9 protein-coding genes are annotated in these 12,918 nt (G+C 72.5%); 2 read left to right on the top strand and 7 right to left on the bottom strand.

What is annotated here, in order from left to right; all coding sequences use genetic code 11:
* The first annotated feature begins 39 nt into the window (after positions 1-39).
* The gene (locus tag ACFY2Z_RS05965; RefSeq protein WP_390742953.1) at positions 40-531 is read left to right on the top strand and encodes a pyridoxamine 5'-phosphate oxidase family protein; all 492 of its coding nucleotides are present in this window, start codon (positions 40-42) and stop codon (positions 529-531) included.
* A gap of 18 nt (positions 532-549) precedes the next feature.
* Here the strand turns inward: ACFY2Z_RS05965 and guaA are convergent, their stop codons facing one another.
* A complete protein-coding gene (gene guaA / locus ACFY2Z_RS05960; RefSeq protein ID WP_390742952.1) occupies positions 550-2,139 on the bottom strand; it encodes a glutamine-hydrolyzing GMP synthase in 1,590 nt (529 codons plus the stop codon).
* Positions 2,140-2,486: 347 nt separating this feature from the next.
* Here guaA and ACFY2Z_RS05955 point away from each other — a divergent pair, with 347 nt between their 5' ends.
* A complete protein-coding gene (locus tag ACFY2Z_RS05955) occupies positions 2,487-2,825 on the top strand; it encodes a chorismate mutase (RefSeq protein ID WP_390742951.1) in 339 nt (112 codons plus the stop codon).
* A 522-nt stretch (positions 2,826-3,347) separates the two neighbouring features.
* Here ACFY2Z_RS05955 and ACFY2Z_RS05950 read toward each other — a convergent pair.
* The 6 genes from ACFY2Z_RS05950 to ACFY2Z_RS05925 form a co-directional block, all read right to left on the bottom strand.
* On the bottom strand, positions 3,348-5,168 hold the full coding sequence (locus tag ACFY2Z_RS05950) for a GMC family oxidoreductase N-terminal domain-containing protein (RefSeq protein ID WP_390742950.1): 1,821 nt from the start codon (positions 5,166-5,168) through the stop codon (positions 3,348-3,350).
* Positions 5,169-5,251: 83 nt separating this feature from the next.
* The gene (locus tag ACFY2Z_RS05945; RefSeq protein ID WP_390742949.1) at positions 5,252-6,892 is read right to left on the bottom strand and encodes a succinic semialdehyde dehydrogenase; all 1,641 of its coding nucleotides are present in this window, start codon (positions 6,890-6,892) and stop codon (positions 5,252-5,254) included.
* Positions 6,893-7,007: 115 nt separating this feature from the next.
* Positions 7,008-8,648: a serine/threonine-protein kinase gene (locus ACFY2Z_RS05940; RefSeq protein WP_390742948.1), complete on the bottom strand. Its 1,641-nt coding sequence runs from the start codon at positions 8,646-8,648 to the stop codon at positions 7,008-7,010.
* The gene (locus tag ACFY2Z_RS05935; RefSeq protein WP_390742947.1) at positions 8,624-9,133 is read right to left on the bottom strand and encodes a glycosyltransferase; all 510 of its coding nucleotides are present in this window, start codon (positions 9,131-9,133) and stop codon (positions 8,624-8,626) included. Before ACFY2Z_RS05935 ends, ACFY2Z_RS05940 begins: the two co-directional genes overlap by 25 nt.
* A gap of 132 nt (positions 9,134-9,265) precedes the next feature.
* Complete coding sequence (locus ACFY2Z_RS05930; protein WP_390742946.1) at positions 9,266-10,927, bottom strand: serine/threonine-protein kinase; 1,662 nt, start codon at positions 10,925-10,927, stop codon at positions 9,266-9,268.
* A gap of 288 nt (positions 10,928-11,215) precedes the next feature.
* The gene (locus ACFY2Z_RS05925) at positions 11,216-12,841 is read right to left on the bottom strand and encodes a serine/threonine-protein kinase (protein WP_390743222.1); all 1,626 of its coding nucleotides are present in this window, start codon (positions 12,839-12,841) and stop codon (positions 11,216-11,218) included.
* Between the last annotated feature and the right edge of the window lie 77 nt (positions 12,842-12,918).

The raw sequence follows: 12,918 nt of genomic DNA, 5'->3' as shown, positions 1-12,918 counted from the left end.
CCGACAGAAGATGTCCGGATTCGGCGCAAGACTCGTCCCATGACGACAACAGATCCCGTGGCCCCGAACTGGGCGGCGTTCGCCGCGGCGGAACCCGGTCTCGCCACCACCGTCGAGGCACGCTTCAAGGCGTTCACCCACCATGTCCTCGCGACGCTCCGCAAGGACGGCTCGCCGCGCACCACCGGAATGGAGGTGCGCTTCGTGGACGGCGAGCTGTGGTTCGGCATGATGCCGGACTCGGTCAAGGCGCTGGACCTGCGCCGCGACCCGCGTTTCGCGCTCCAGGCGAACCCGGGGCCGGGCACGGGGATGGGCGGCGGGGACGTGCGGATCAGCGGGCGGGCCGTCGAGGTCGACGACCCCGCGACCAAGAGCGCGTATGTGAAAGAGGTGGAACCGCCGCAGCCGTTCCACCTCTTCCGCACCGAGCTGACGGAGGTCGTACGGATCTCCGTCGAGAACGACACCCATCTGGTCGTCGAGACCTGGAAGCCCGGAGAGCCGGTGCGCACTCTCAGGCGGGCATGACCCGGGAGTTCCCCGGGATCACTCCCACTCGATGGTCCCCGGCGGCTTCGAGGTCACGTCGAGGACGACCCGGTTGACGTCACGGACCTCGTTGGTGATCCGGGTGGAGATCTTCGCGAGCACCTCGTACGGCAGCCGCGACCAGTCGGCGGTCATGGCGTCCTCGGACGAGACGGGGCGCAGCACGATCGGGTGGCCGTACGTCCGGCCGTCGCCCTGGACGCCGACGCTGCGGACGTCGGCGAGCAGGACCACCGGGCACTGCCAGATGTCACGGTCGAGACCGGCCGCCGTCAGCTCCTCGCGGGCGATGGCGTCGGCCTCGCGGAGCAGGTCGAGCCGCTCCTTGGTGACCTCACCGACGATACGGATGCCGAGACCCGGGCCCGGGAAGGGCTGGCGCTGGACGATCTCCTCCGGCAGGCCGAGCTCCTGGCCGACCATGCGGACCTCGTCCTTGAAGAGCTTGCGCAGCGGCTCGATCAGCTGGAACTCGAGGTCCTCGGGGAGGCCGCCCACGTTGTGGTGGGACTTGATGTTGGCCGTACCGGTGCCGCCGCCGGACTCGACGACGTCCGGGTAGAGGGTGCCCTGGACGAGGAACTCGACCGGCTCGCCGCTCGCGCCGGCCTCCGCGACGATCTCCGCCTGGGCCTGCTCGAAGACCCGGATGAACTCGCGGCCGATGATCTTCCGCTTCTCCTCGGGGTCGGAGACGCCCTGGAGCGCGCTGAGGAACCTCTCCTCGGCGTCGACGACCTTCAGCTGGACGCCGGTGGCCGCGACGAAGTCCTTCTCGACCTGCTCGGTCTCGCCCTTGCGCATCAGGCCGTGGTCGACGTAGACGCAGGTCAGCTGGGAGCCGATGGCCTTCTGGACGAGCGCGGCGGCGACGGCGGAGTCCACACCGCCGGACAGACCGCAGATGGCGCGCCGGGTGCCGACCTGCTCGCGGATCGCCTCGACCTGCTCCTCGATCACATTTCCCGTGGTCCAGGTCGGGGACAGGCCCGCGCCCCGGTACAGGAAGTGCTCCAGCACCTGCTGGCCGTGCGTGGAGTGCATGACCTCGGGGTGGTACTGGACGCCGTAGAGCCTCTTCTCGTCGTTCTCGAAGGCGGCGACCGGGACGAGGTCCGTGGAACCCGTGACGGTGAAGCCCTCGGGGGCGGCGGAGCACGCGTCGCCGTGGGACATCCAGACGATCTGCTCGGCGGGGGTGCCCTCGAAGAGGGTGGAGGACGGCCTGGAGACGACCAGCTCCGTACGGCCGTACTCACGGGAGCCGTTGTTGTCGACGGTGCCGCCGAGGGTCTGGGCCATCAGCTGGAAGCCGTAGCACATGCCGAAGACGGGGACGCCGGCCTCGAAGAGGGCACGGTCGACGGTCGGGGCGCCCTCCTCGTAGACCGACGAGGGGCCGCCGGAGAGGATGATGGCCGCCGGGTTCTTGGCGAGCATCTCCTCGACCGGCATGGTGCTCGGCACGATCTCGCTGTAGACCCGGGCCTCGCGGACGCGGCGGGCGATGAGCTGGGCGTACTGCGCGCCGAAGTCGACGACCAGGACGGTGTCGGGGGCGGCGGCAGCGTGGGTCGCTGATGACACGTGGTGCCTTCCGGCGGTCGGGCGGGGGGTCTGTGCCATCGATTCTAACGGGGTGCCCGTGCGACCCCCTCCGCGTCGCGGGGACGGCCGCCACCGGACCCGCGCGATCTCACCATCCGAACGTGGTTGGACGCCGCGCGTCACCACGGCATACTGGGTCCATGCTCTCGTACACGACCTTCGTCTTTACCTATGGCACCGGGCCCACCGGATGCCATGGTCGTGCTGCTTGAGCCACTGACAAGCGACTTCCCAGGCGCCCCGGGCCGATACGGTCCGGGGCGCCTGGCGTTTGCGGACCGTGCCGATCCGGGGCTCCCGTCACCGACCTCCGAGGAGCCCCGGCCATGACCGCCACCAGCACCGAGCAGACCACCGCCGGAAACAGCACCACCGCCGAGAAGAGCACCGCCGCCGAGAGGACCGGCGCGCGCACACCCGAGGCCGTCGATGTGATCACCGGCGCGCGTGAGCGCATCGACGCGCTGGACGACCGCATCATCGGTCTCATCCAGGAGCGCATGGCGGTCTCCGCAGTGATCCAGGAGGCCCGTATCACCTCCGGTGGCCGCCGGGTGAACCTCTCCCGCGAGATGGAGGTCCTCGGCCACTACCGGGAGGCTCTCGGCAAGCCCGGCACGGGGCTCGCGATGACCCTGCTGGAGCTGTGCCGGGGCCGTGTCTGACGCCGGGCGCGAATCCCCGTACGAGCGGATACACGTTCCCCTGCCGCCTCACCCGCACGGTGCGTGACCGGGCCGTGGGGGCGTCGTTGGTACCGGTGTCCGCGCCAGCCAGGGGCGGGCCCGGGAGAACCACGCGTGGCTCCGCTGGAGCGATGAGGTGTACGGATCATGCCGTAGGCCGTGGGACCTCGTTCCAGAAAGGTGACCGGACGGCAGGGGACAGCAGCCCGGTCAGCACTGAACGGCCGGTTCCGGGGACGCCCGGAACCGGCCGACGGAACCGCCCGGAGACGCCCGGAACCGGCCGACGGAACCGCCCGGAGACGGCCACCCCCCTCGGCGACCGGACAGACGGCCGACACCGGCGGCACTGCACACAGACAGGCGGCGCGACCCCCCGGCGCCGCTCCGGGCACCGGCGCCGCCCTGACGCCGATGCCGACGAGGCGAAGGGCCCCGCGACACGACCGCGGGGCCCTTTGCCCGTGGACGGCGGCGCCCCCTCACCCGGGGCGCCCGATGTCACTCGCTCCCGCTCTTGTCCTTGGGCGGCACCGTCGGCATCCCCAGGAACGGCAGCCGCAGCGCCCCGAACGCCTTCTCGGGCACCGCCGGGTGCCGGGGCTCCACCGGCTCGAGGCGCTCGTAGGCCGCCCCCTGGGCCGGGCGCGGGTCCGCCTCGCCCTTGTTCGGCCAGTACGACATCGCCCGCTCGGCCTGCGCGGTGATCGTCAGCGACGGGTTGACGCCCAGGTTCGCCGACACCGCCGCGCCGTCGACCACCGAGATCCCCGGGTAGCCGTACAGCCGGTGGTACGGGTCGATCACCCCCGTCTCGCGCGAGTCGCCGATCGCGCAGCCGCCGAGGAAGTGCGCGGTCAGCGGGGTGCCCATCAGTTCGCCGACATTGCTGCCCGCGAAGCCGTTGATCTCGACGGCGATCGCGTCCGCGGTCTCCGTACCCGCCTTGATCTGCTTCGGGTTGGGCGCGCCGTGACCCTGGCGGGCGGTCAGCAGGCCCCGGCCCGGACCCTTGGGCCGCAGATACGTCGTCAGGGAGTTGTCCAGCGACTGCATCACCAGGGCGATCAGGGTCCGCTCCGACCAGCGCCGGTACGACATGGAGCGCAGCATCAGCCACGGGTGCCGCGCCACGTTCGCGAGCCAGGCCAGGACGCGGGAGGAGCCCTCCGCGTAGGGGACCTGGAGGGTCGACAGACCGCCCATCGCGTTCGAGCCCTTGCCGTAGCGGACCGGCTCGATGTGCGTGTTCTCGTCCGGGTGGATCGAGGACGTGATCGCGACGCCCTTGGTGAAGTCGACCCGGTCCGTGCCGTGCGCCTTGCGGTAGCGGCGGTCGTCCGTGCGCGCGCCCACCAGGGCCTCGGAGTTGGTGCGGGTCAGCTCGCCCAGCCGGTCGGAGACATGGGGCAGCCGGCCGTGCGCCTTCATCCGGTGCAGCAGCGTCTGCGTGCCGTACGTGCCCGCCGCGAGGACGACCCGCCGCGCCGTGAAGAACCGCCCGTTGCCCTTGCGCTTGTCGTCGGTCGGCAGGGTCGCGAGGGCGAAACCGCCCCGGGAGTCGTCCGTGACCGACACGACCGTCGTCATGGGATGGACGGTCGCGCCCGCCTTCTCGGCGAGATAGAGGTAGTTCTCGTTGAGCGTGTTCTTCGCGCCGTGGCGGCAGCCCGTCATGCACTCGCCGCACTCGGTGCACGCCCGGCGGGCGGGCCCCGCGCCGCCGAAGTACGGGTCCGGGACCTCCGCGCCCGGCTCGGCCCTGGCCGACCCGTCCGCGTCGTCGCCGTCACCGAAGAAGACGCCGACCGGCGCCATGTGGAAGGTGTCCCCCACCCCGATCCGCTCGGCGGCGGCCTTCAGATGGACGTCCACCGGGGTCATGGTGCGGTTGAGCCGGACGCCCAGCATGCGCCGCGCCTGGTCGTAGTACGGCGCCAGCTCCTCCTGCCAGTCGGTGATGCCCTTCCACTGCGGGTCGTCGAAGAACGCCTTCGGCGGTACGTAGAGGGTGTTGGCGTAGTTGAGGGAGCCGCCGCCGACCCCCGCGCCCGCGAGCACCATCACGTTGCCGAGCAGATGGATGCGCTGGATGCCGTACAGACCGAGGGCGGGTGCCCACAGGTAGTTCTTCACGTCCCAGGAGTTCTTCGGCAGCGAGGCGCGGGTGAAGCGGCGGCCCGCCTCCAGGACGCCCACGCGATAGCCCTTCTCGGTCAGCCGCAGGGCGGTGACGGATCCGCCGAACCCCGATCCCACGACGATGACGTCGTAGTCGTACCCGTCCTCGTCCCGGGTCTGGACAGACTTCTCCTGCGACACGTGCTCTCCTCGTTGAGAACGGGTGGATTCGGGCGGACAGAGGGGCGGTTGACGGCCCGGCGCCAGGGGGTGTCCGACTCCGCCTAGCGGAGGCGGAACGCCTTCATCAGACGCAGACTCCGGCTGATGAAGGCCGCGTACTGCTCGTCGTCCATGCCGAGCGACGGTGCCATCGGCAGCAGCCGCTGCTGCGCGACGGTCTGGGCCTCGGTGTATTTGAGGATGCCCTCGGAGCCATGGCGGCGGCCGAGGCCGGAGTCCCCCATGCCGCCCATCGGGGACTGCGCGCTGCCGTACGCCGGCGCATAGCCCTCGTTGACGTTGACCGTGCCGGTGCGCAGCCGGGCGGCGATCGCGCGTCCGCGCCGGCCGTCCTTCGTCCAGACGGAGGAGTTGAGGCCGTACGGCGTGGCGTTGGCACGTTCGACCGCCTCGTCCTCCGACGAGAAGCGGTAGACCGACACCACCGGCCCGAAGGTCTCCTCCGCGCACACCGCCATCGGCGCCTCCACGCCGTCCAGAACGGTGGGCTCGTAGAAGTACGGGCCGATGTCCGGGCGGGCGACGCCGCCGGCCAGTACCTTCGCGCCCTTGGCCACGGCCTCCTGGACGTGCCGGGTCACCGTCTCCAGCTGCCGGTCACCGACCAGCGAGCCCATGTCGGCCCCGTACGCGAGGGACGTGCCGAGCCGCATGGCCTTGGTGCGGGCGACGAAGCGCTCCAGGAAGGCGTCCGCGACCGACTCATGGACGTACAACCGCTCGATGGAGATGCACAGTTGACCCGCGGACGAGAAGCAGGCGCGGACGGCACCCGCGGCGGCCTTGTCGAGGTCGGCGTCCTCGAGCACCAGCATGGCGTTCTTGCCGCCGAGTTCGAGCGAGACGCCGACGAGACGGGCGGCGGCGCCCTGGGCGACCTCGCGGCCGGTGCGGGTGGAGCCGGTGAAGGAGACGTAGTCGGCGTGCCGGACGATCTCCGGGCCGACGACCGGTCCCTCGCCGATGACGACCTGGAAGACATCGGCGGGCAGCCCGGCCTCGATCAGCAGGTCGCGCGCCCACAGCGCGGTCAGGCACGTCTCGGTGTCGGGCTTCATCACGACGGCGTTGCCCGCGACGAACGCGGGGAGCGCGTCGCCGACCGACAGCTCCAGCGGGTAGTTCCAGGGCGCGATCTGGCCGACGACGCCGCGCGGATGGCGCAGTTCGGTGACCTTCGTCAGCGCCGGGATGGCACCGGTGTGCCGCTTGGGCCTCAGATACGCGGGAGCCTTGCGGCCGTAGTGCCGGGCCGCGATGGTGACGGCCTGCACCTCCTCGTGGGCGTGGAGGCGGGCCTTGCCGGTCTCCAGCTGGATCAGGTCGAGGACCTCGGCCTGGCGGGCGAGCACCAGGTCGTGGAAGCGGAGCAGGACGGCGGCGCGCTCGGGTACGGGGGTCGCGCCCCAGGCGGCCTGGGCGACGCGGGCCCGCTCGAACGCGACGGCCACGTCCTCGGGGGTGGACTCGGGCAGGTCGGCCAGCTTCTCGCCGGAGAACGGCGTGTGGTTGGCGGTGTGGCCGGAGCCGACGACACCCTTGGTGAGCTGGGCGACCAGCTCCGGGGTGACCACGTCGGCGGCGGTGCGGGCCCCGGCGGGGGCGGGGGCGAGCGGGTTGGTGCCGACCGCGCCCGTACGGGTCTTGTCGGTGGCCTTCTCCGGGGCCTGCGAGTCCGTCATGAGGCGCAGCGTATGACGGGGTGAGGCGTTTGGGTACCCGTCGGTAATGCGCTTTCACGGGGTGTCCACACCGCGCCAGTGACCGCTGGCAGTAAATGCGCTGATCAGGGCGTTGTCAGGAGCCCAGCAGGGTGCTGCCGACTTTCAGGCGGTCCCGGGCGCCCTTGAACAGCGCGGTGCCGCGTCGCTCGTCGGGAGTGCCTTTCGGCATGTCGACGCGCAGTGCGTAGGACTCGTGGACGGCCGTGACGACCAGGAGCTGGAGCACCCGGTACCGCTTCCGGCCCACCCGGTAGGTGGTGTCGGTGAGCATGGCGTCGTCGCCGTGGAAGCTCGTGGGTGTGGAGAGAGTGTGCGCGTCGTCGCCCGGCCGACTCGCCGTGGCCTGCCGCGCCCATGCCGTCAGGGTGGTGGGGGCCGACTTCTCCCGGGTCAGACGGAGCCGGACGGTGTCGTCGCCGTAGGTGACCGTGCGGTCCGTGGCGGAGTCCCGTGCGGTGCCCGCCGGGACGTACACGATCGCGTCGAGCCGAGGTTCGCGGTGGGCGGTCCAGGTGCCGGCGGCGGGACTGGCGGCGACGGCCCCGGGCGCCGAGCGGTAGGTGGCGTGCTCTTCCGTGACGCCCCCGTCGCCGGAGCCGCCGAAGTAGGAGGTACCGAGCCAGGCGCCGCCCATGAGCAGGACGCCGAACGCGGCGGCGGGGGCGGGACGGCGCAGGAAGCGACGTCTTGGCCGGGGGGCGCCCGGCGTGGTGACGGTCGGCGGGGAGGTGGGAGGCGCGGGGGATTCCCGCGCGGAGGGGGTGGCGGCCTCCGGGGTGGCCGGGGCGGACGGCGCGGTGCCCAGGCGGAACGTTCCCGCGTCCTCCGTGAACTCCCGCAGGCCCGCCACGTCCTGGGGCTGCGCGGGCTCCTCCCGCGCCGCGTCCGGCACGGGCCACCCCTCGGCCACCGCCCCCAGGGCCGCGCGCGTCTCCCGCGCGCCGGGCCTCTGCTCGGGTTCCTTCACCAGCAGCCGCCCGATGAGCGGAGCGAGCGGCCCGGCCCGCTCGGGCTCGGGCGGGTCGGCGGCGAGCACCGCGGCAAGGGTGGACTCCACCGTCGTACGACGGAAGGGGGACCATCCCTCGACGGCCGCGTACAGCAGCACGCCCAGCGACCACAGATCCGAGGCGGGACCGGCGTTCCGGCCGGACATGCGCTCCGGCGCGATGAACTCCAGCGAGCCGACGAACTCCCCGGTGACGGTGAGGGACTCCTCGCCCTGGACGTGAGCGATGCCGAAGTCGGTGAGGACGACCCGGCCGCTCGGTCCGAGCAGCACGTTCGCGGGCTTCACATCGCGGTGCACGATGCCGACGCGGTGTGCCGCGTCGAGCGCGCCGACGAGGGCGAGACCGATCCGCGCGGCCTCGGCCGGGGCCAGCGGACCGCGACGCAGCGCCTCGTCCAGGGACTCCCCGCGGACCAGCTCCATGATGATCCAGGGAGAGCCCTCCTCGACGACCACGTCGTGGATGGACACGGCCGCGGGATGATCCACACGGGCGGCGGCACGCGCCTCTCGGTAGATCCGGTGGGCGGCCCGCTGGTGCGCCGCGTCGTCCGGATCGCCCGGCAGACGGGGCTGCTTGACGGCGACGTCCCGCTCCATGAGTTCGTCCACGGCGCGCCATACGGTGCCCATACCGCCGGAGCCGATCCGCTCGGTCAGCCGGTAGCGGCCGTCGATCAGGCGTCCCGCATCAGTACGCATGTCCCATCAGTACCGTGCGGGAACACCCGTTGTCGACGCGGGCCGGCTCCAACAGCTATGCCGCGCCCAGGACTTGACGCGGCCCGCGACGGCCCTGACCAGTTCGGTCCTGGCGACGCGCAGCTCGAACCGGTCGCGCTTGCCGTCGACCTGCTCGGCGTACCAGGGCAGCCCCGGCCGGCGCCACTTGGCCGGGCCGGGGGACTTGGGCAGCGCGGGCAGCGGTGTGGCCAGCCCCGCGGGGTTCCCGAACCGGAGTTCGCCCTGCTTGCCGAGCCGATGTCGGTGCCGTTCTCCTCGGCCGTCGCCACCGTGCGTGCCAGGGTCTCGGGCCCCGGACAGTCGTCGGCGTCCAGGAAGAACACGAACCGCCCGCAGGCGTGGTCGAGACCGACGTTTCGGGGAGCGGAGGGGCCGTCACCGGGGCGCGCGGGCGGTCCGGCCGCGCGGCTCCGTCCGCACACGAGTGGCGGTTCGTTTCGCATTCGGAAAGGTGATCCGGATGCCCGGCCCGGACGTACGGTCGCTGGTCTCGGACGCTCAGGTTGCGCCGGTTGCAGTCCGGAACTCGTCACTCGGGGGTTCGTCGGGCCGGGTCACTCCGGGTCGACTGCGGATCACCCCGGTGCGAACGTGTCGACGGCGACGTCGAAGTACTCCTTCGCCTCCTTCACCCTCCCGACGGGCGCCGACACCCACACGTCGTACATCCGGCCACCCTCCTCCCAGCACAGGTCGTAGGTGTGCCGGGGGCCCTCGGCGGCCGTGTAGCCGTTCCAGCTGAACTCCCAGAGCGCGGCCGGGCTGCCGCGGTGCGAGGTCTCCGTGACGCTGCCGTCGTGGTAACCCGGATTCGTGGAGGGACCGTCCGCCGCGGAACGCCGCATCACCGCGAGCGGTCCGCCCGCGTCGGGGCCCGTCACCTTGATGCCGAGGCGGAAGGTCTGCCCCGGGGACAGATAGAAGATCCGCTCCCCCTGCGGACCGCGGGTGAACCCGTCCGGCACGGCGAGCGAGAACCCACCGGGGTCCCGCACCTGCCGATAGCCCGAGGGCGCCGTACGGCCGACGGCCGTGGCCGGGGACGGCGAGCGGGTCACCGTCACCGTGGGCCCGGGCGCGGAGCCGGAGGAGGACGGGCGCGGGGACCCGGAGCCGGCCGACGGGCCCGACGCTCCCGTACCGGCCGGGTGCGACGGTGCCGTGGGGCCGGGCCCGACGCTGCCCTCGCCACGCATCAGAAGCGCCGCCGCCGAGAGGCCCGCGCCCGCCATCGCCGCGACCAGGGCGGCCACGACGACGCCCCGCGCGGACCGCCGGGCGGGCCGTGCCTCGGCCCCCTCCCGGCTCGCCGCCGTCTCGGGCTCCTGCCGCGAGGGCGACGGCAGCACGTGCCGGGGGACGTCCCGCTGTGTCGGTGTGTAGGGCACCGGCGCCCGTGGTGTCCGGCCCGTCTCCAGGAACTCCCGCAGCATGCGCTCCGCCTCGGCCACGTCCAGGCGCCGCTCCGGGTCGCGCTCCAGCAGCCCCCGTACGACGGGCAGGATCGGCCCGGCCTGCGCGGGCGGACGGATCTCGTCGACGACGACCGCGTGCAGGACCCCGCCCAGCGAGTCGCGCCGGAAGGGGGACTCACCGCTCAGCACCGCGCACAGCAGCGCGCCCAGGGACCACAGGTCCGACTCGGGCCCGGTCCGCTCGCCGGACATCCGCTCGGGGGCGGTGTACTCGGGGGAGCCGACGAAGGAGCCGGTCTCGGTGAGCGTCGTGGCGCCCGTTACCTGCGCGATGCCGAAGTCGGTGAGGACGACGCGGTCGGTGCCCGCCTCGATCAGGACGTTCGCCGGCTTCAGATCGCGGTGCAGGACGCCGGCGTCATGGGCACGGCGCAGCGCGCCCAGCAGGGCGATGCCGATACGGGCGGCCTCGCGGGCGTCGACGGGTCCCCGCCGGGCGATCCGCTCGGCGAGCGAGCCGCCGTCGATCAGCTCCATCACGATGTACGGGCGCTCGTCGTGCTCGACGACGTCATGCACGACGACGATGTGCGGATGCCGTAACTGCGCCACCGCCCGCGCCTCGCGCAGGGTGCGCTCGCGCTGGAGCCGGGCCTCGTCGGCGGAGAGCGAGGGGTCGACCGTGAGTTCCTTGACCGCCACCTGACGGCCGAGCAGTTCGTCGGACGCCCGCCAGACAACGCCCATGCCACCGCGGCCGATCCGCTCCTGAAGCCGGTAGCGGCCCGCTATGACACGGACGTTCTCCCCCTCGGTCCCCATACGCCCCATCATGCCGCACCTGATGGGAACCATCCGGGGAGCCGGTACCACGGTGGCCGACAAGCGACGTACAAGGGCGCACGAACGGGCGGGTGGGGCGCACGAAAGGTGTACGCGGGGTGCGCCGACGGGGGCGCGAGCGCCGTGAGGTGACGCGCTGTCATGAACAACCGGTCACAGGGGGCGTGAACAGCGCGAGTTCGGGCGCCGCACGCCTCGCGCGCCGGACGCTGGCCTCGCGCTCCCCCTTGCCGGTCGTCCGTGGCCCATGGCCCGTCCCGCCGCGCGTCAGCCCTCCGGCTGACCCCACCCCCGCAGCACCACGTCGAACTGCTTGCGCGTCGTGTCCCAGTCCGCGGCCGGTCCGGACATGTAGATGGCGTACTCCACGCCGTTGCGCGCGAAGTACGTCTCCTCCACGGCGTGCCGGGGGCCCGGGAACGGCGTGTCCTTCGCCAGCGCGGTCCATGTGTACTCCCACAGGGACCCGGGCCGGTCACGGTAGATGTTCTCGCGCAGGGTCACCCGCCGGTAGTCGACGAGCCGCTGGAGCTGCTGCTCCAGATCGAGCTGGTGGTCGTGCGCGTCCGCGAAGTCCGGCGAGCTGTCCACGGCGATACGGACGAAGTGCTTGCCGCCGTCGGGCGTGTAGTCGGTCTGGAAGGAGTCGTACGGCATCCGCTTCCACTGCTTGCCGGGCAGGACGAGGCTGAAGCCCGCGGGGTCCTTCTTGCGCACCCAGCCGTCCGGGACGGCACCCGTCGACTGCGCCTGCGTGCTCGTGCTCGTGGTCGCCGTCGGGCCGGTGGTGCCGGTGCTCGCCGTGCCGCCGTCGTCGGCGTTGCCGAAGGAGTTCACGGCCACCGCGCCCGCCGCACCGAGGATCGCGGCCACCGCGAGGACGAGCGCGACCGTACGGCCGCGCCGGCGCCCGCGGGGAGCCGGCACCTGGGCGACGGCAGGGGCGGGCTGGTGCAGTGTGCTGCCGGACGCGTGCGCGCCGCGGTTCTCGCGCCGGCCCGTCGCCGTCGTGCTCGGGTCACCGACGCCGCTCGTGTCCAAGTGCTCTGTCGCCACGTACTCCTGCGCCGCCTTCGGCCGCCGTCCCTCCGCGGCCTCGGCCAGCATCTGTTCGAGCCGCTCCGCGTCCGGGCGTTCGGCCGGGTCCTTGCGCAGCAGCGCGGCGATCACCGAGTCCAGGGCGCCCGCGTTCGCCGGCTGCGCGGGCTCCTCGTCGACGACGGCCTGCATGGTGGTCAGCGGCGAGGTCCGCCGGAACGGCGACCTGCCCTCAACCGCCGTGTACAGGGTGGCGCCGAGCGCCCACAGGTCGGAGGAGGGGCCCGGGTCGTGGCCTCGGACGCGCTCGGGCGCCAGGTAGTCCACGGAACCGACGATCTCCCCGGTACGCGTGATGGTGGTGTCGCCCTCGACCTGCGCGATCCCGAAGTCGGTGAGCAGCACGCGCCCGTCGGCCGCGAGCAGGACGTTGCCCGGCTTCACGTCGCGGTGCAGCACACCCGCCGAGTGCGCGGCACGCAGGGCCCGTAGCACCCACAGTCCGATGCGCGCGGCCTCGACGGGCTCCAGCCGGCCGCGCTCCTTCACCGCGTCGGCGAGCGAGCCGCCCTCGACCAGCTCCATCACGATCCAGGGCCGGTTGTCGTGCTCCAGGACGTCATGGATGGTGACGACGGCCGAGTGGTTGATGCGCGCGGCGGCGCGTGCCTCGGCGTGGGTCCGGGCGAGCAGGACCGACCGGTCACTCTCCGTGACGTACAGTGCGGCCGTCAGTTCCTTGATGGCGACTGCCCGGTGGAGCACCTCGTCGTGGGCGCGCCACACCCGGCCCATACCCCCGCTGCCGATGGAGTCGACAAGCCGGTAGCGGCCCGCGAGGAGCAGGCCCTGCATCTGATTCACGTTTCCCCGCAATGGTCTTGACGAGGTCAGACTAAAGAGCACCCCTCGCGCTGGGAACGGGTGGGGTG

Source organism: Streptomyces sp. NPDC001222 (genome assembly GCF_042896945.1).
Taxonomy (GTDB): domain Bacteria; phylum Actinomycetota; class Actinomycetes; order Streptomycetales; family Streptomycetaceae; genus Streptomyces; species Streptomyces gibsoniae.
The sequence above is the reverse complement of the archived record's forward strand: the minus strand, read 5'-3'. Positions and strand labels throughout refer to the sequence as shown.

What these genes read in the sequence shown, in the direction of transcription:
- ACFY2Z_RS05935 (WP_390742947.1), bottom strand. Translation starts at nt 9,133, where the DNA reads ATGCGAAACGAACCGCCACTCGTGTGCGGACGGAGCCGCGCGGCCGGA.
- ACFY2Z_RS05955 (WP_390742951.1), top strand. Translation starts at nt 2,487, where the DNA reads ATGACCGCCACCAGCACCGAGCAGACCACCGCCGGAAACAGCACCACC.
- ACFY2Z_RS05965 (WP_390742953.1), top strand. Translation starts at nt 40, where the DNA reads ATGACGACAACAGATCCCGTGGCCCCGAACTGGGCGGCGTTCGCCGCG.
- ACFY2Z_RS05940 (WP_390742948.1), bottom strand. Translation starts at nt 8,648, where the DNA reads ATGCGTACTGATGCGGGACGCCTGATCGACGGCCGCTACCGGCTGACC.
- ACFY2Z_RS05930 (WP_390742946.1), bottom strand. Translation starts at nt 10,927, where the DNA reads ATGGGGACCGAGGGGGAGAACGTCCGTGTCATAGCGGGCCGCTACCGG.
- ACFY2Z_RS05945 (WP_390742949.1), bottom strand. Translation starts at nt 6,892, where the DNA reads ATGACGGACTCGCAGGCCCCGGAGAAGGCCACCGACAAGACCCGTACG.
- ACFY2Z_RS05925 (WP_390743222.1), bottom strand. Translation starts at nt 12,841, where the DNA reads ATGCAGGGCCTGCTCCTCGCGGGCCGCTACCGGCTTGTCGACTCCATC.